This is a genomic window from Streptacidiphilus rugosus AM-16, assembly GCF_000744655.1.
Taxonomy (GTDB): Bacteria; Actinomycetota; Actinomycetes; order Streptomycetales; family Streptomycetaceae; genus Streptacidiphilus; species Streptacidiphilus rugosus.
In genome coordinates this window covers 3,441,884-3,459,024 of the sequence record NZ_JQMJ01000004.1, presented here as the reverse complement: position 1 = coordinate 3,459,024, position 17,141 = coordinate 3,441,884, and the positions used below count along the sequence as shown (strand labels likewise).

General features: G+C 73.3%; 17 protein-coding genes and 2 tRNA genes. 14 read left to right on the top strand and 5 right to left on the bottom strand.

Going from position 1 to position 17,141, the window contains the following annotated elements; translation table 11 throughout:
• The first annotated feature begins 244 nt into the window (after positions 1–244).
• From BS83_RS47770 to BS83_RS24555, 3 genes are all read left to right on the top strand, one after another.
• A complete protein-coding gene (locus tag BS83_RS47770; protein ID WP_037605758.1) occupies positions 245–475 on the top strand; it encodes a hypothetical protein in 231 nt (76 codons plus the stop codon).
• Positions 472–2,793, top strand: coding sequence for a TOMM precursor leader peptide-binding protein (locus BS83_RS24560; protein WP_037605757.1), 2,322 nt, complete (start codon positions 472–474; stop codon positions 2,791–2,793). The genes BS83_RS47770 and BS83_RS24560 overlap by 4 nt, the downstream gene beginning before the upstream one ends.
• Positions 2,794–2,906: 113 nt before the next feature.
• Positions 2,907–4,220 (top strand): sensor histidine kinase, encoded by a 1,314-nt coding sequence (locus BS83_RS24555; protein ID WP_063774221.1) that lies wholly within the window; start codon positions 2,907–2,909, stop codon positions 4,218–4,220.
• Here the strand turns inward: BS83_RS24555 and BS83_RS24550 are convergent.
• Together BS83_RS24550 and BS83_RS24545 are read right to left on the bottom strand one after the other, a co-directional pair.
• Positions 4,213–4,821 carry a response regulator transcription factor gene (locus tag BS83_RS24550; protein ID WP_037605756.1) on the bottom strand — a complete coding sequence of 203 codons (609 nt, stop codon included), beginning with the start codon at positions 4,819–4,821 and terminating at the stop codon, positions 4,213–4,215. The genes BS83_RS24555 and BS83_RS24550 overlap by 8 nt on opposite strands.
• A 232-nt stretch (positions 4,822–5,053) precedes the next feature.
• A complete protein-coding gene (locus tag BS83_RS24545; protein ID WP_037605755.1) occupies positions 5,054–5,689 on the bottom strand; it encodes a PadR family transcriptional regulator in 636 nt (211 codons plus the stop codon).
• 157 nt (positions 5,690–5,846) lie between these two features.
• Here BS83_RS24545 and BS83_RS24540 point away from each other — a divergent pair, with 157 nt between their 5' ends.
• The gene (locus BS83_RS24540) at positions 5,847–6,410 is read left to right on the top strand and encodes a hypothetical protein (protein ID WP_051943822.1); all 564 of its coding nucleotides are present in this window, start codon (positions 5,847–5,849) and stop codon (positions 6,408–6,410) included.
• A gap of 205 nt (positions 6,411–6,615) precedes the next feature.
• Positions 6,616–7,134, top strand: a complete 519-nt coding sequence (locus BS83_RS24535) for a GNAT family N-acetyltransferase (RefSeq protein WP_037605754.1) — start codon at positions 6,616–6,618, stop codon at positions 7,132–7,134.
• A 353-nt stretch (positions 7,135–7,487) separates the two neighbouring features.
• Here BS83_RS24535 and BS83_RS24530 read toward each other — a convergent pair whose 3' ends face one another.
• Positions 7,488–8,684, bottom strand: a complete 1,197-nt coding sequence (locus tag BS83_RS24530; RefSeq protein WP_037605753.1) for an amidohydrolase family protein — start codon at positions 8,682–8,684, stop codon at positions 7,488–7,490.
• A gap of 179 nt (positions 8,685–8,863) precedes the next feature.
• Here BS83_RS24530 and BS83_RS24525 point away from each other — a divergent pair.
• The 9 genes from BS83_RS24525 to BS83_RS24485 all read left to right on the top strand — a co-directional run bounded on the left by BS83_RS24525 (position 8,864) and on the right by BS83_RS24485 (position 14,560).
• Positions 8,864–8,936, top strand: a tRNA-Thr gene (locus tag BS83_RS24525).
• A gap of 46 nt (positions 8,937–8,982) precedes the next feature.
• Positions 8,983–9,058, top strand: a tRNA-Met gene (locus BS83_RS24520).
• Between the two features lie 84 nt (positions 9,059–9,142).
• Complete coding sequence (gene rpmG / locus BS83_RS24515) at positions 9,143–9,307, top strand: 50S ribosomal protein L33 (RefSeq protein ID WP_004571794.1); 165 nt, start codon at positions 9,143–9,145, stop codon at positions 9,305–9,307.
• Positions 9,308–9,433: 126 nt separating this feature from the next.
• Entirely contained in the window at positions 9,434–9,913 is a 480-nt protein-coding gene (locus BS83_RS24510; RefSeq protein ID WP_037605752.1) for a MaoC family dehydratase N-terminal domain-containing protein, read from the top strand.
• A 7-nt stretch (positions 9,914–9,920) separates the two neighbouring features.
• Positions 9,921–10,349 carry a MaoC family dehydratase gene (locus BS83_RS24505; protein ID WP_037605751.1) on the top strand — a complete coding sequence of 143 codons (429 nt, stop codon included), beginning with the start codon at positions 9,921–9,923 and terminating at the stop codon, positions 10,347–10,349.
• A gap of 57 nt (positions 10,350–10,406) precedes the next feature.
• On the top strand, positions 10,407–10,967 hold the full coding sequence (locus BS83_RS24500; RefSeq protein ID WP_232248475.1) for a TetR/AcrR family transcriptional regulator: 561 nt from the start codon (positions 10,407–10,409) through the stop codon (positions 10,965–10,967).
• A 96-nt stretch (positions 10,968–11,063) separates the two neighbouring features.
• Positions 11,064–12,521, top strand: coding sequence for a DHA2 family efflux MFS transporter permease subunit (locus BS83_RS24495; protein WP_037605750.1), 1,458 nt, complete (start codon positions 11,064–11,066; stop codon positions 12,519–12,521).
• Positions 12,522–12,579: 58 nt separating this feature from the next.
• A complete protein-coding gene (locus tag BS83_RS24490) occupies positions 12,580–13,638 on the top strand; it encodes a UDP-N-acetylmuramate dehydrogenase (protein ID WP_037605749.1) in 1,059 nt (352 codons plus the stop codon).
• 256 nt (positions 13,639–13,894) lie between these two features.
• On the top strand, positions 13,895–14,560 hold the full coding sequence (locus tag BS83_RS24485; protein WP_157597298.1) for a hypothetical protein: 666 nt from the start codon (positions 13,895–13,897) through the stop codon (positions 14,558–14,560).
• On the opposite strand, the gene BS83_RS24480 is transcribed toward BS83_RS24485, so the two are convergent.
• Positions 14,473–15,561 (bottom strand): adenosine deaminase, encoded by a 1,089-nt coding sequence (locus BS83_RS24480; RefSeq protein ID WP_084714008.1) that lies wholly within the window; start codon positions 15,559–15,561, stop codon positions 14,473–14,475. The two genes, BS83_RS24485 and BS83_RS24480, sit on opposite strands and share 88 nt — an antisense overlap.
• Positions 15,562–15,701: 140 nt before the next feature.
• Entirely contained in the window at positions 15,702–16,946 is a 1,245-nt protein-coding gene (locus BS83_RS24475; protein ID WP_037605748.1) for a pyridoxal phosphate-dependent aminotransferase, read from the bottom strand.
• Positions 16,947–17,141 lie beyond the last annotated feature (195 nt).

Genomic DNA, 17,141 nt, shown 5'->3' with positions numbered 1-17,141 from the left:
GAGCGCGGTCGTGCCGCCGCCGAGGATTCCGGCGCTCGGGAGCGCGGTCCGCGGCGCTGTCGGCCCAGGTCACGTCGATGCCGACGGCCATGCGCACGCTTTGGATCATGAACATCTCACGATGGGTTCATGACAGAATCACTTACCTCTCCAGCGCGTTTCATTCGAAAATCGAGCCGCCATCAAGTCGCGTCCCGTGGTCACGGGGATGCGGCCGACTCTCCCTTCCCCGGAGGAGGCTCGCATGAACCAGGGGCCCCAGAGCGAGCTGCGGCTCGCGGAGCTCATCGCACAGTCGTTCCTGTCCACGTCGACGTCCTCGGGCGACGACCTACTGATCGAAGCGCTGGAGGGCGCGCCGCTCCAGGCCGCCCGCGCCTGTTTCCCGCCCTGCGCCGTGTGCGGCGTGGACGTGGAGGACAGCTGGTCCGAGATGAGGCCCACAGCGTCGACCAGGGAGCTCGTCCTGCGGTGACCGACCTCTCGCGCGAGGGGCGGGACACCGCCGCGGAAGCCCAGAAGCCCAGGCTTCTGGGCTTCCGCCGTCATCTCCGGGCCGAGCCCGTGGCCGGGGACGCCGCCTACCTCCTGTCGGAACGCGGGGTCACCGCGCTCCAGGGCGCAGCCGTCGAGGCACTGGTCCCCCTGCTGGACGGGACCAGGGACCTCTCGTCGGTGCTCGACGCCGCCACCCGCCACGTCCCGGCCGAGGAAGCGGGGCGGACCATCGGCCGACTCGCCCGCGAGGGCCTGATCGGCTACCGCAGCGGCCCGGCCGCGCCGCCCGCCGAGGCGTACTGGGACCTGATCGGCCTGGACGGAGAGGAGACCACCGGCCTGCTGACCCGCGTACGGGTGGCCCTGTGCACGGTCGGCCGCGCGCCGACCGACGCCGTGCGGCACGCCTGCCGGGCGGCCGGCCTGGAACTCGCGGACGAGCACGCCGGGTCCGCGCTGCTGACGCTGGTCGTCACCGACGACTACCTCCGTCCCGAGCTCGCCCAGGTGGACGCGGAGCACCGCGCCGCCGGGCGGGCCTGGCTGCCCGCCCGGCTGACCGCGTCCGCGCTGTGGATCGGCCCGGTCTTCCGGCCGGGCGCGGGCGGCCCCTGCTGGCACTGCCTCGCCCACCGGATGTCCGCGCACCGCACCGCGGAGGCGCCGGTGCGCCGCGCGCTCGGCCTCGACGGACCGGTGCTGCGGCCCGCCGCCTACCTGCCGAGCGGCAGCGGTGCCGGAGCCCAGCTGCTGGTGCACGAGGCGGTCAAGTGGCTCGCCGGATACCGCCACCCCGGGCAGGACGCGGTCATGGAGATGGACACGCTGACGCTGGTCTCCCGGCACCACGAGGCACGCCGCAGGCCGCAGTGCCCGAGCTGCGGGGACCCCGGCCTGACGGCCCGGCAGGCGGAGCGCCCGGTGACGCTGCGCCCGACGCCCAAGGCCTCGCGCGCGTCCGGCGGGCACCGCGCCCGCACCCCGGAGGAGGTCCAGCAGCGCTACGGCCACCTGGTGAGCCCGCTCACCGGGGTCGTCGCCGAGATCCGGGCGGTGCCCGGCAGTCCGGCCGGCCTGCACAGCTACTCCTCCGGGCACAATCTGGCGCTCGGCGGGGCGGACCTGCGTCAGCTCCGCTCCGGCCTGCGCCAGAACAGCGGAGGCAAGGGCGCCACCCGCCTGGACGCCGAGGTCGGCGCGCTGTGCGAGGCCGTCGAGCGCTACTCGGCGACCCTGCACGGCGACGAGTCCCGGGTCAGGGACACGCTGCGCGGCCTGGGCAGGACCGCCGTGGATCCGCGCGCCTGCCTGCTCTTCGACGAGCGGCAGTACCGCGACCGCGCGGACTGGAACCGGCGCGCCTCGGCGTACCACCGGGTGCCCGAGCCCTTCGACGCGGAGACCCCCGTCGACTGGACCCCTGTGTGGTCGCTGTCCGGGAACCGGCAGCGTCTGCTGCCGACCGGACTGCTCTACTTCAACCCCGTGCACGAGCAGGTCGTACCGGTGGCGGGCCGGGAGTCCCTCTTCGCCTGCTCCAACGGCAACGCGGCCGGCAGCAGCCTGGAGGACGCCGTGCTCCAGGGCCTGCTGGAACTCGTGGAGCGGGACGCCGTGGCGCTCTGGTGGTACAACCGGACCCGCCAGCGCGCGGTCGACCTCGCCGCGTTCGCCGACCCCTGGGTGGAACGGCTGCTCGGCGCCTACGACCTGATGCATCGTCGGGTCTGGGTGCTGGACCTCACCTCGGACCTGGGCGTCCCCGTCCTCGCGGCCCTCTCCCGGCGGCTCGACAAGCCCGCGCAGGACGTGATGTTCGGTTTCGGCGCGCATCTGGATCCGGCGGTGGCGCTCAGCCGCGCCCTCACCGAGATGAACCAGCTGCTGCCCGCCGTCGCCGAGGCGGACGCGGCGGGCGGGGGCTACCGGCTCGACGATCCCGAGCTGCTGCACTGGTGGACGCGGGAGACGGTGGAGAGCCAGCGCTGGCTCCTGCCGGACCCCGCGGCCCGTCCCGCCCGGCCGCAGGACTTCGCCGCGGTCCGCCACGACGACCTGCTCGACGACGTCGAGCTGGTCGTCGGCCGGCTCGCGGCGAAGGGGCTGGAGACGCTGGTGCTCGACCAGACCCGTCCGGACCTGGGGCTGCCGGTGGTGAAGGTGGTGGTTCCCGGGCTGCGGCACTTCTGGGCCAGGTTCGCACCCGGCAGGCTCTTCGACGTGCCGGTCGCGCTCGGCCGCCTCCACGAGCCGACGGAGTATCAGAACCTCAACCCCCTGCCGATGTTCATCTGACATCGGCGGGAGACCGGAAGAGCCGTCCGTACGCGCGCACGTCACCTCGGGGCAACGCCCGGCGCGTAGGCTGGTGGCTCTTGACCACAGTCGGCGCGCGTGGAGGGGGCCCGGTGACCAGGTCCAGGGGCCGGCTCGTCGGTCAGGCGCAGTCGGGGGAGGCGCGGCAGCTCGCGCTGCGGGCCGGGGAGCCCGAGGCGGACGTGGGCGCCGTGCTCGGCAACCTCGGACGCGGCGCCCCCTCGCCGAAGGTCGCCGACAGCCTGGTGGCCGCGCTGGTGGGCGGCTACGCGGTGATGGGGATCACGACCCTCATCGCCGGGGGGCTGGGCTGGCGAAGGATACTGATCGGCGGCGGCAGCTTCCTGCTCATCGCCCTGATCCAGCTGCTCCACTCCGACCGCAGACTGGACCAACTCAGAAGCAGGCTGATGCCCTGGAGCCTGCTGCTGCAGGCGGTGCTGACCTACACCCCGCCGCTGGCCTTCGGGATCTTCTGGGGCGGCATGGCCGGTTTCCTGGGCGCCAGCGGCCTGCTGCTGCTCCGCCCGCGCTGGGGCTGGACCCTCTTCGCCCTGGTGGTGCTGGCCGCGGCCGTGAGCGGACCGCTGGAGGGCTGGACCGTCCTCTCGGACATCTACCTCGTCGTCTCCACGACCTTGGCCAGCCTCACCCTCTGGGGTCTGACCAGACTCTCGCTGCTGGTGATTCAGGTGCAGGCCAGCCAGGGCGAGCTGGCCCGGGTGGCCGTGGTCAGGGAGCGGCTCAGGTTCGCCAGAGACCTGCACGACCTGCTCGGATACAGCCTGTCGGCCATCGTGCTCAAGAGCGAGCTGACCAAGCGTCTCGTCGACGGCAGCCCCAAGGACGCGCTGAACGAGCTCGACGACATCCTGCTGGTCTCCCGGCAGGCCCTCACCGACGTCCGCGCGGTCTCGCGCGGGTACCGGCAGATGTCGCTGGCCGAGGAGGCGGAGGCGGCTCAGTCGGTGCTGCGCGCGGCCGGAATCCGCGCCCTGGTCGATCTGGGGGCGCGACCGCCCGAGGGGGAGCTGGACACCATCCTCGCCACCGTGCTGCGCGAGGCGGTCACCAACCTGCTGCGGCACAGCAAGGCCGAGCAGTGCCTGATCACGACCTGCCCGGAGGGGGAGGGCATCCGGCTGACCATCGCCAACGACGGGGTGACCGGCGCGTCCGGTCCCGGCGAGCGCATGGGGAGCGGGAACGGGCTGCAGAACCTGACCGCCAGGCTGTCCGAGGCGGGCGGCCGACTGGCCTGGGAGGTGGAGGGGGGCCGGTGGTTCGTCCTCCGGGCCGTCGCGCCGCTGTCCGGGGAGGCCCCCGGCCCCATTCCGGCGCCGCGTTCGGAGGCCGTGCCGCTCGCGGACCCGATTCCGCCGGGCGGGCGGAAGCGGCTCAGCTGAGCCAGCCGTCCTCGCGGGCGATCCTGATCGCGTCGAGGCGGTTGCGTGCGCCGAGCTTGGTGACGATCGCGGTGAGGTAGTTGCGCACCGTTCCCACGGAGAGAAAGAGGGCGGCGGCGATCTCGCCCGCGTCAGCGCCGCCCGCGGCCAGCCGCAGGACTTCCAACTCCCGCTCGGTCAGCGGGCCTTCGACGCTGTCGAAGGCGACCAGGGCCAGCTGCGGGTCGAGTACCCGTTCCCCGGCGGCGACTCTGCGGACCGCCTCGGCCAGCAGGGCGGGAGGGGCGTCCTTCAGCAGGAATCCGGAGACCTGCGCCGCCAGGGCCCTGCGTAAGGTGCCGGCCTTCCCCATGCTGGTGAGGATCAGCGTGCGGCAGCTCGGCAACTCCTGGTGGAGCAGGGCGGCAGCGGTCAGGCCGTCGATGCCGGGCAGGCCCACGTCCAGGACGGCGACCTCGGGCTTGCACTCCAGCGCGGTGGCGACGACGGCGTCCCCGCGCTCGACCTCCGCGACGATCTGGAAGTCCGGCTCCAGCCGTAACAGCGCGGCCAGGGCCCCCCGGACCATGTGCATGTCCTCGGCCAACAGGATGCGGACCATGGAGCCCCCCAAGTCCTCCAACGCCGTTCAGGCGCACCCCACATGTTAGCGGTGTTCGCACGGCACGGGACGGTGGCACATTCCCTGTTCCGGCAGGTAGTCCGGTCGTCGAGACTCCCTTGAGCGTGGTGGTGACCATGGGTCAGCCGCCCTGGCCGGCCGAGGGACCTGGCGTTCGAAGGGGCGTCCGGCGGGGGTCCGCGGGGGTCCTGCGGGCGTCCTGTGGGGCGTCCTACGGAGTGTCAGGCGGAGTGTCCGTCGGGGTGTCCGAGGGCTCGGCGAAGGCCAGCAGCTCCTCCGGGGTCCAGGACAGGCGCCCGGTGCGCAGGTCCTCCACGACGGCGTCGAGCCACTGGAGCTGGGCGGCCGTCACCACCCGCTGGTACTCCGTCTCCAGCATGGCCACGCGCGGCAGCCGGTGCTGCGCCTCGACCGCCGTGACCGCGTCGATCTCCCGCAGCGCCGCCCGCACGTGCTCGGCCCGCCGCTCGAAGACCTCCAGGGCCTCGTCGGGTTCGAGCATCAGCAGCAGTGAGAGCGCGGCCGGGAACTCGGGGAACTCCTGCTTCGGCGTGGCCAGCATCTCGACCAGCCACTCCCTGGCGACCGTGCGGCCGGCGTCGGTGACCTCGTAGACCGTGCGCTCCGGGTAGAGCTGGTCGCGCCCGGTCTCGCGCACGGCGATCAGGTCGGCCGCCAGCAGCCGGTCGATGGCGCGGTAGAGGCTGGCCCGCTGGCTCACGTTGACGACCTGGTCCTTGCCCCACTGCTTGATCAGGCGCTGGATCCCGTACGGGTGCAGCGGCTGGTAGTGCAGCAGCGACAGCACGGTCAGGTAGAGGGGGGAACTCCGCAGGGGGGTGCTCATGGCCGTCATCGTACCCTTCGACCTAATCTCACCGGCACTAGTTGACTAGAGACTAGTTGCAATGCAACTATCTATCTGTCGGCGGAAACGCCGGCCGGGCACACCGCCGCCAAGGCCGCCCGCTCCCGTTCGTCGCCTCCACCGGAAGGGGCTCACCGTGAGCCAGGACAAGTTCGCCAAGGGCAACACCCCCGCAACGACCGCTCCCGTCACGGCACCTGCCGAGGCGGCGCGGCCCGGGACCGCCGAGCGCATCCAGGTCGACCACACCGTCGCCAAGCGCCTGGGCAACTGGACCGCGGCCGACGCCTTCGAGATCAGGGCGCGCGGCGGAAGCGTCGTCATCGACCTGCGCTCGCCGGGCATCCCCGACGTGGTCGAGGTCGACGTCCGGATGCAGCGCGCGCTGGTGAAGCTGCTCGTCCCCGAGGACGCGGTGGTCGACCACTGGGATCTGCGCTGGACCGGCAAGGGCAGGGTCAAGGACGGCCAGGCGCCGACCGACGCCGCCGGGCGCGGCCCGGAGCGCAGGATCCGGCTGGTCGGCCACGTGGCCGACGGCGAGATCCGGGTGCACCGGGGCGGCATCGCCACCCTCTCGGCCATGCTGACCCGCGAGTACGTCGACGATCTGCGGCGCGCCCGCAAGGAGGGTCGCCTCCCCACCGTCGACGACCCGACCCGGGACGCCCACGCCGACCCGCACCGGGTCTCCGCCTGAGCGCGCTCCGCCCGAAACGTCGCTTGCCCCGGTACGGCGGTACCGGGGCAACCGGCTTTCTGCTACGCCGTGACCGTCACTGGCGTCACCGCTTTCACTCCTGTCACGAGCCTGTCGCCGCTGCTGACGGCCGGGGCCCCGCGTGGTAGAAACCTTGGCCACGAGCTGGCTGGGATGCCGGGACGCGGAGCTCCAGGAGGGCCGAATGGGCGGCACGTTGGCGGTGGGTCCGGCCACGGCCGAGGAGGTCGACGAGGCGCTCGCCGTCTGGCAGCACTCGCACCTGATCCGGCGCAACGGCCGGCCGCTCCCGCGTGACCACGTCCGGCTGGCCCACGGCCGGATGGCCGCGCCCGGCGCGATGCTGCTCCTCGCGCGCGAGGAGGGCCGCCCCGGCAGCGGCATCGTCGGCACCATCCTCGGCGTCCAGGGCCTGACCGAGGACGGCGCGGGCCCGCCCGAGCCGGGCCTGCTCCACCTCAGTCTGCTCAGCGTCGCCCCCGACCGCTGGGGCCAGCGGGTCGGTCGCCGCCTGATCGAACAACTCCTGGCGGACGGCCGGGCGCAGGAGTTCTCCACGGCCCAGCTCTGGACCCACGCGGACAACCTCCGCGCGAACCGCCTCTACCGCGCGATCGGCTTCCGCCGCACGGGCCGGGTGAAGATCGACGACTGGGGCGAACTGCTCGTCCACTACCGCCGCGACCTCACCTCCCCGGACTGACCCGCGCTTCCCGCCGGGCGGGGCCCGTGTCGGGCGGCATCGCTGGACCATGTGTGCGTGGCCGGTCCCCATGTCAGGGTTCCTCGCCGGGCTCCGGGCCGGTCCACGGCCTACGGCCGGGCCCGCGCGGGCGGCGGCCTGCCTGGGCGGCATCGCTGGAAGGTGCGCGCGTGGGCCGGTCCCCGCGGGGCGCCTCCGGGGCGGTCCACGGCCTACGGCCGGGCCCGCGCGGGTGCTTGTGGGCGGCATCGATGGACCGTGCGTGGGCCGACCGCACGTCGGCGGGGTCCTCGCAGGGCGGGGCATGCAGCCCGCGCAGGGAGACTGCGGGCATGGCCTCGGCCGGGCGGGGGCTACGCGGGGCCGGGGCGGACCTGGCGCGGGACGGCGGCGGCCGTGGTCTCGGCGTACTCGCGGACGGCGCTGGTGCGGGAGACGACACGGCCGCCGTGGACCACCACGCGGCTGTGGCCGCCGGCCAGCGCCGCGGCGAGGCTGTCGCCGCGGACCGCGAGCAGCTCGGCCGGGTAGCCGGCCTCGACCCGGACCTGCGGCAGGCCGAGCAGGGCGCGCGCGGTGGCGCTCACGGCGTCGTAGGCGGCGCCCGCCGTCAGGCCCGCGGTCGCGGCCAGCAGGAAGGCGGCCTCCAGCGGATCGGCCCGGCCGACCGGGCAGCGCGCGTCCCGCAGCGCGCCGCTCCCCGCCGCCAGCGGGACCCCGGCCTCGACCAGTGCCCGGACCGTCGTCGGCTCGTAGCCGCCGGTCGGGCCCGCCGCGCCGCCGGCGCAGCGCCCGCTCTGGGGCAGCACGACAACGCCGACCCCCGCCCGGAGCAGCGCGTCCGGCAGTCGCCGGTCCGCTCCGCCCTCCAGGCAGAGGACGGCGCTCCGGTCCTTCTCGGTGAGCGCGGCTGCGGACTTCGCGTCCGCATGCAGGTCCAGCGCGCGGTCGAACTCCCGGGCCAGCGCCCGCAGGGCGTCGAGGTGGCCGGTCGGGTCGGGATCCTGTGCGGGGCGTCCGCCGAGGGCGTGCGCGCCGGAGCGCAGGGCCTCGCGCAGGAGCTCGCGCCCCTCGTGCCCGCCGTTTCCCGTCAACCGCCCAGGCATGACCGCGATCTGAAGGTCCACCAGGCCGCGGAGGTCGCGCGCCGCCTGCAGCGCCCCCTCCAGGCGGCCGAGTCCGGCGTGCGTGTCGACCAGGATCTGGCTGCGGATCGCCGTCGCGCCGTAGCCGAGGCAGGTCAGCGCGGCCTCGGTGACCCGGCGGCGCACCTCCTCCGGGCCCGCGGCCGCGGCCGGGGCGGCGGGGCCGGTCCCGAGCTCGGCCGTGAAGGCCTCGTCCAGGTGGGTGTGCGGCTCCGCCGGGGCCGGCAGCAGCAGATAGCCGCTCAGATCCAGCCGCTCGGGCGCGCTCAGGCTGCCGACGGTGCCGACCGCCTCGATCCGTTCACCGCTGATCCTGACGTCCACGCTGCGGCCGTCCGCCAGTCTGGCCCCGGACAGCAGCAGTGCCGTCGACCCGGTCGCTCCGGTCCCCGCCGCTGTGCCCATGGACCGGCCCGCTCCCTCTCCGCGTTCGCCAAGATCGAAGACTGTGAGCCTATGGCGCTGCGGGACGGCGTTCCGGGAGGCGCGTGGGGACCGGCGGGCCCGGTCGCAAAAGTCGTACCGGACCGGCGCCAAACGGATTTCACGGTTGGGCTGCGGACCGTGTAATGTCTTCCCCGTTCGCCCCTATAGCTCAGTCGGTAGAGCGTCTCCATGGTAAGGAGAAGGTCTGCGGTTCGATTCCGCATGGGGGCTCGGATGAGAGGGTTCCCTGCCACCCGGCAGGGCACGCGATCGTCGTGGCGGTGTAGCTCAGTTGGTAGAGCAAGCGGCTCATAATCGCTGTGTCACCGGTTCAAGTCCGGTCACCGCTACCACACCCGTAGCCGATTTCCGGGTCACTGGCCCGATCGGCTACTCTTGTCTGTCTGTAACGTTGTCTGTCCGAGGAAGGCACTCCCGTGGCCGCCACTGATGTCCGTCCGAAGATCACGCTGGCGTGCGTGGAGTGCAAGGAGCGGAACTACATCACCAAGAAGAACCGGCGTAACGACCCGGATCGTCTTGAGATGAAGAAGCACTGCCCCCGCTGCAACGCACACACCGCGCACCGCGAGACTCGCTGACCCTGCAGCTCCACCGCAAGGGTCGGGTTTCGATCTGAGAGCACAAGGCGAAGGCCGTCCCCGTCTCGGGGGCGGCCTTTGTCGTACCCGGTTTCCCGCCACACGAACGGACGTCAGGAGCCACGCATGCCGCTGGACCCCTCCTTCATCGGGCGGTCCTATCCGCCCACCCCGGCCTACGAGGTCGGCCGCGAGAAGATCCGCGAGTTCGCGGAGGCGGTGCGCGACGCCAACCCCGCGTACACCGACCCCGAGGCGGCCAAGGCCCTGGGGCACCCGGACGTCATCGCGCCGCCGACCTTCCCCTTCGTGATCACCTACCGGGCCGCCGCCCAGGTGGTCGAGGACCCCGAGCTCGGCCTGGACTTCAGCCGGGTCGTCCACGGCGACCAGCGCTTCGTCTACACGCGCCCGGTCCGCGCCGGTGACCGACTGAGCGTCACCTGCGTCATCGAGTCGATCAAGTCGCTGGCGGGCAACGACGTCCTGTCGGTCCGCGGCGAGGTGCACGAGGCGAGCGGCGAGCACGTGGTGACCGCCTACATGATGCTGGTCGCGCGGGCGGCGGAGTCCGACGCGGCCGAGTCGACGACGGCGGGGGAGTGAGGCGGCGATGAGCGCGAGCATCAACTACGACGAGGTCGAGGTCGGCACCGAGCTGCCGGCCCAGTCGTTCCCGGTGACCAGGGCCACCCTGGTCCAGTACGCGGGCGCCTCCGGCGACTTCAACCCGATCCACTGGAACGAGGCGTTCGCCAAGGCGGTCGGCCTGCCGGACGTGATCGCCCACGGCATGTTCACCATGGCCGAGGCGATCCGCGTGGTCACCGACTGGACGGTGGACCCGGCCGCGGTGGTCGAGTACGGCGTGCGCTTCACCAAGCCGGTCGTGGTCGCGAACGACGACGCCGGCGCCGTGATCGAGGTCACCGGCAAGGTCGCGGCCAAGCTGGACGACCGCCGGGTGCGCGTCGACCTGGTCGCCTCCAGCGCGGGCCAGAAGGTCCTCGGCATGTCGCGGGCCGTGGTCCAGCTGGCCTGAGACATCCGTCTCCCGCCCCCCTTGACGAAGTTAGTAATCAACCACTAACTTTGACTCATGGCGAAGACGAGCATCCGGATGAGCGCGGAGGAACGGCGCGAGAGCGTCATCCGCGCCGCGATGATCGAGTTCGCCGAAACCGGCTACAACGGCACCTCGACCCAGGCGATCGCTCGCCGGGTCGGGGTGTCGCAGCCCTATCTCTTCCGGCTCTTCGAGAACAAGCGCGCCCTCTTCGAGGCCGCGGTCCGTCGCTGCACGGCCGAGATCAAGGGCGCGTTCCTCGCCGCCGCCGAAGGGCGGCACGGCAAGGACGCGCTCGATGCGATGGGTGTGGCCTACTTCGAGCTGATCGAGGACCGCAGTCGGCTCCTCATGCAGATGCAGATGTACGTCTCCACCGCGGCCGCCGAGGCCGCGGGGGATCACGAGGTCGGCGAGGCCGTCCGCGAGATGTGGACCGATCTGTGGGACTCGGTGGCGGCGGCGTCCGGCGCCTCCCCCGAGGAGGTCGGCCAGTTCTTCGCGCACGGCATGCTGATCAACGCACTGGTCGCCATGGGCTTCCCGCAGGAGCACCGCCTGTGGCAGGGATTCGGGCCCGAACCGCTCTGCTGACCGCGCCGCGTGCCGGACAGGTGCGCGTCCCGGGCAGCGGATTTTTTTGGCCGCAAAAGTTATTGATCGATCACTTTATTCGCGCCTGGGGGAATCATGCGCAAAGGCAATCCGGCCGTCTGGGCCTTCGTCATCACCAGCACCGCGGGCTTCATGGCCGCACTCGACAACCTGGTCGTCACGACCGCCCTGCCCTCCATCCGGGCCCACCTCGGCGGCGGCATCACCGACCTGGAGTGGACGGTCAACGCCTACACGCTGACCTTCGCCGTGCTGCTGATGCTCGGCGCGGCGCTCGGCGACCGCTTCGGCCGCCGTCGCCTCTTCATCGCCGGGCTCGGCCTGTTCACCCTCTCCTCGCTGGCGGCCGCCCTCGCTCCGAACATCGGCGCCCTGGTCGCCGCCCGCGCCGCTCAGGGAGTCGGCGCGGCCCTGCTCGCACCGGTCAGCCTGACCCTGCTCACCGCCGCCGTCCCGGTCGCCAAGCGCGGCCTCGCCTTCGGCGCCTGGGGAGCGGTCAACGGCATGGCCGTCGCCCTCGGCCCGCTGATCGGCGGCACCGTCGTCCAGCACCTCTCCTGGCAGTGGATCTTCGCCCTCAACGTGCCGATCGGCCTGGCCCTGCTGCCGCTGGCCCGCCTGCGGCTGAACGAGTCCCACGGCCCGAACAGCCGGCTGGACGTCCTGGGCACGGCCCTGGCCAGCGGCGGACTCTTCGGCATCGTCTACGGGCTGATCCGCGGCAACGCGGACGGCTGGACCAGCGCGCCGGTGCTCGCCGCGCTCGTCACCGGCGCGGCCCTGCTGGTCGCCTTCGTCGTCTGGGAGGCCCGCACGCCGAACCCGCTGCTGCCGCTGCGCCTCTTCCGCAGCCGCTCCTTCACCGCGGTGAACCTCGCGTCGATGCTGATGTCGCTGGGCATGTTCGGCTCGATCTTCCTGCTCAGCCAGTTCCTGCAGAACGTCCAGGGCAACAGCCCGATGAGCGCGGGCGTGCGGATGCTGCCGTGGACCGGCATGCCGATGCTCGTCGCCCCGCTGGCCGGCATCCTGGCCGGCCGCATCGGCGGCCGCGTCGTGATCGCCGCCGGCCTGGCCCTGCAGGCGCTCGGCCTCGGCTGGTTCGCCGTGATCGTCGGGACGCACACCAGCTACATCAGCCAGGTCCCGCCGCTGGTCCTCTCCGGCGTGGGGATGGCCCTCTTCTTCGCCCCGGTCGCCACCATGCTGATGGGCTCGGTCCGGCCGGACCAGCAGGGTGTGGCCTCCGGCGCGAACAACGCGCTGCGTGAGGTCGGCGGAGCCCTCGGAGTGGCGGTGCTGACCTCGGTCTTCACCGCGCACGGCGGCTACAGCAGCGGCCAGAGCTTCGTCGACGGCCTGACCCCCGCGCTCTGGGTCGGCGCGAGCGTGATCGTCGCGGCCACCGCGGCCATCCTGATCGCGCCGCGTCGCGGCCGGGGCCTGCCGGCCCCGGTGGCGGAGGCCCCGCGCGACGCGGTCGCCGGTGCGGAAGGCGTCGAGGGCGTCCCCGCCGCGCAGCCGGTGGCCTGAACCCAGCCGAAGCAGTGGAGCGACGGGCCCGCCACGGCGGGCCCGTAGGCTTGTCCCCGTGCAGGAACTCCATGACGCGCCCCTGGCCCCGCTGACCACCCTCCGCATCGGCGGACCCGCCGCCCGCCTGGTGACGGCCACGACCGACGCCGACGTGGTCTCCGTCGTGCGCGCCGCGGACGACGCGGGCGAGCCGCTGCTGCTCGTCGGCGGCGGCAGCAACCTGGTGATCGGGGACGAGGGCTTCCCCGGCACCGTGCTGCGCATCGCCACCGAGGGCTTCGCCCTCGACGGCACCCGGCTCACCCTCGCCGCCGGCGAGGTCTGGGCGGACGCGGTGGACCGCGTCGTCGTCGACCACGGCCTGGCCGGCATCGAGTTCCTCGCGGGCATCCCCGGCTCGGCCGGCGCCACACCGGTGCAGAACGTCGGCGCCTACGGCCAGGAGGTCGCCGACACCGTCACGGAGGTCGTCGCCTACGACCGCCACGCCCGCGAGACGGTGACGCTGGCCGCCGCCGACTGCGGCTTCGGCTACCGGCACAGCCGCTTCAAGGCCGACCCCGACCGCTACGTGGTGCTGCGCGTCACCTTCGCGCTGGAGGACGCGTCCGGCGCGTCCACCCCGGTCCGCTACGCGGAGGCGGCCCGCGCGCTCGGCGTCGCGCCGGGCGAGCGGGCGGAGCTGGGCGCCGCGCGGGAGACGGTGCTGAAGCTCCGCGCGGGCAAGGGCATGGTGCTGGACCCCGAGGACCACGACACCTGGTCGGCGGGTTCCTTCTTCACCAACCCGATCCTCACCGAGGCCGAGCACGCCGCGTTCCTGGCCCGGGCGGCCGAGCGCCTCGGCTCCGACGTCGAGCCGCCCGCCTACCCGGCGGGCGAGGGACACGTGAAGACCTCGGCGGCCTGGCTCATCGACAAGGCCGGCTTCACCAAGGGGTACGGCGCCGGCCGCGCCCGCCTCTCCGGCAAGCACACCCTCGCCCTCACCAACCGCGGCGACGCCACCGCCGCCGACCTGCTGACCCTCGCCCGCGAGGTCCGCGACGGCGTCGCGGCGGCGTTCGGCGTGACGCTGGTGAACGAGCCGGTCATGGTGGGCGTCGCGCTGTAGGGCCTGCCGGCCACGGCCGCGCGGCGGGACCACTGTCGCGGGCGACGCGGAGCGTGAGGACGGCGGCGAAGGGTTCGGTGCGCGGGATGCCGGGGATCCACGGGCCGCCGCGCGGCGGAGCCGGGGCGCGGCGGTGCCGCAGCCGTCGGGCGCGCCTGGGAGGCCGGGCGTGGGGGTCGCACTGGAGCAGGCACCACCACCGAGTGGGATGTCCGCGCTACCGCGCGGGCGGCGGGGGGCCGGGACGATGATCGTCATGACTCGCCGCGTGCGGCCCAGGGCCGCCTTCCTCACCGCTCCGCTGCTGCTGGCCGCCTACGGCGCGATCCGGCTCGCCAGCCATCACCGGGCTCCCGGCCTCGGCTGGACCCTCGGACACCTCTGTTTCCTGCTCTCGCTGCTGGCCTTCGCGCCCGTGCTGGTCGCGCTCGCCCGGTACGCGACCCGCCCCCTGGCCGGCCGGCTGGTGCTCGCTCTCGCCCAGGTGGGCCTGGTCGGCACGATCGGCCAGGCGGTCGTCGACCTCTGGGCGGGTCTGACCTCCGCGAACCACGCCGCGATGGTCTCGGTCTGGGACCGGGTCGACGCCGTGCCGGTGCTCAAGGCCTGGTTCTACTCCAGCGGCCCCGCCTGCTTCGTGGCGGGCCTCACCACGCTCGCCGCCCTCGCCGCCTACGGTGCGGCGCCGCGGCTGCTGCCGCGCTGGGCGCCGTTCGTGGTGCTCGGCGGCATGCTGCTGGGGACGGGGGACCTGGACTTCCTGCCCGTGGGCGCGGCCCTGGTCGCCGTGGCCCTGTGCGCGCCGCCGGCCCCCGGCCGGGCCGGAGCCGCCGGTCAGGCAGGCTGCGCCAGCCAGGCGTCGATGCCGCTCAGCAGTGAGACCCGGGCCGGTTCCGGGGCCCGCGACGCGCGCACCGACTGACGGGCCAGCTCGGCCAGCTCCTCGTCGGTGAAGCCGTGGCTGTCGCGCGCCAGCTCGTACTGCGCGGCCAGACGGGAGCCGAACAGCAACGGATCGTCCGCCCCCAGGGCCAGCGGCACGCCCGCGTCGAAGAGGCGGCGCAGGGGGACGTCCTCCTGCTGCTCGTAGACGCCCAGCGCGACGTTGGACGCCGGGCACACCTCGCAGGTGATCTGCTCCTCCGCGAGACGGCGCATCAGCACCGGGCTCTCCGCGGCGCGGACGCCGTGGCCCACCCGCCGGGCGCCGAGATCGTCCAGGCAGGAGCGGACGCTCTCCGGCCCGGCCAGCTCGCCGCCGTGCGGGGCGGCCAGCAGGCCCGCCTCCGTGGCGATCCTGAAGGCGCGGTCGAAGTCCCGTGCCAGGCCCCGGCGTTCGTCGTTGGAGAGGCCGAAGCCGACGACGCCCCGGTCGGCGAAGCGGACCGCGAGGCGGGCCAGCGTGCGGGCGTCGAGCGGGTGCTTCATCCGGTTCGCCGCGACCAGCACCCGGATGCCCACGCCCGACTCGCGCGAGGCCTCGTCGACCGCGTCGAGTACCAACTCCAGCGCCGGGATCAGGCCTCCCAGGCGTGGCGCGTACGAGGTCGGGTCGACCTGGATCTCCAGCCAGCCCGAGCCGTCCGCCCGTTCGTCCTCCGCGGCCTCGCGCACCAGCCGCCGGATGTCGTCCTCGTCCCGCAGCACCGAGCGTGCCGCGTCGTACAGCCGCTGGAAGCGGAACCAGCCGCGTTCGTCCGTCGCCCGCAGCCTCGGCGGCTCGCCCGAGCTCAGCGCCTCCGGCAGCCGCACGCCGTGCTTCTCCGCCAGCTCCAGCAGCGTGGCCGGGCGCATGGAACCGGTGAAGTGCAGATGGAGGTGCGCCTTGGGCAGCAGGCGCACATCGCGCCGGGTGGACGACGCGGTGCCGGAGGTGTCGGACGGCGTGTCGGAGGGACGGGACGGGGCGAGGACCTGTTCCATCCACAGATCCTTGCGCATCGACCCGCCCGAAGGGAAACAACAATCGGAGGCCCCCCGATCGAGTGATCGAGGGGCCTCCGTGAGCCGTGCCGCGTCGTGCCTGCTCCAGCGCTCGCTCCTGCGCTGGATCCGGTGCCCGCCTACTCTGCCTCGGCCAGCAGCTTCTGCAGCCGGGTGACGCCCTCGACCAGGTCCGCGTCGCCCAGCGCGTACGACAGGCGCAGGTAGCCGGGCGTGCCGAAGGCCTCGCCGGGGACGACCGCGACCTCGGCCTCGTCGAGGATCAGCGCCGCCAGCTCGGCCGAGGTGGCCGGGCGCCTGCCGCGGATCTCCTTGCCCAGCAGGCCCTTGACCGAGGGGTACGCGTAGAACGCGCCCTCGGGCTCCGGACAGACCACACCGGGGATCTCGTTCAGCATCCGCACGATCGTGCGCCGCCGACGGTCGAAGGCGACCTTCATCTCGTCGACCGCGGAGAGGTCCCCGGCGATCGCCGCCAGCGCCGCCCGCTGGGCGACGTTGCTCACGTTCGAGGTGGCGTGCGACTGCAGGTTCGTCGCCGCCTTGATCACGTCGCCGGGGCCGATCACCCACCCGACGCGCCAGCCCGTCATCGCGTAGGTCTTGGCCACGCCGTTGACCACGACGCACTTGTCGGCCAGCTCGGGCACCGCCACCGGCAGCGAGACGAACTCCGCGTCGCCGTAGACCAGGTGCTCGTAGATCTCGTCGGTGAGCACCCAGAGGCCGTGCTCCGCCGCCCAACGGCCGACGGCCTCGACCTCGGCGCGGGTGTAGACGGCGCCGGTCGGGTTCGAGGGGGAGACGAAGAGCAGCATCTTGGTGCGCTCCGTGCGGGCCGCCTCCAGCTGCTCGACGGAGACCTTGTAGCCGGTCGTCTCGTCGGCCACGACCTCCACCGTCACGCCGCCCGCGAGCTGGATCGACTCGGGGTAGGTGGTCCAGTAGGGCGCCGGCACGATGACCTCGTCGGAGGGGTCGAGCAGCGCCGCGAAGGCCTCGTAGATCGCCTGCTTGCCGCCGTTGGTGACCAGCACCTGGGAGGCGTCGACCGCCCAGCCGGAGTCGCGCAGCGTCTTGGCCGCGATCGCCGCCTTCAGCTCCGGCAGCCCGCCGGCCGGCGTGTAGCGGTGGTTCTTCGGGTCGCGGCAGGCGGCCACGGCCTCCTCGACGATGTAGTCCGGCGTCGGGAAGTCCGGCTCGCCCGCGCCGAAGCCGATCACCGGGCGCCCGGCGGCCTTGAGGGCCTTCGCCTTGGCGTCCACGGCCAGCGTCGCCGACTCCGCGATGGCGCCGATGCGGGCCGAGACCCGGCGGTCGGCCGGACGGGTGCTTGCGTCAGGGGTGGGGGTTCCAGCGCTCATGTCTGCATGCTCGCAGAAGCCCGGAATCCGGGGCGCGGCGTTCCGCGATACGACCCGAACGGGCGCGAGCTGCGGAACTCATTCGACGTGCGGGCCCGCTACCCCCTACACTCAACCCTCGTTGGAAGCCCACCGACGGCACGACGGCAGGACGCGGATGCGGACGCCGGGATGTTGTAGGTTGGGTCTGCGAGT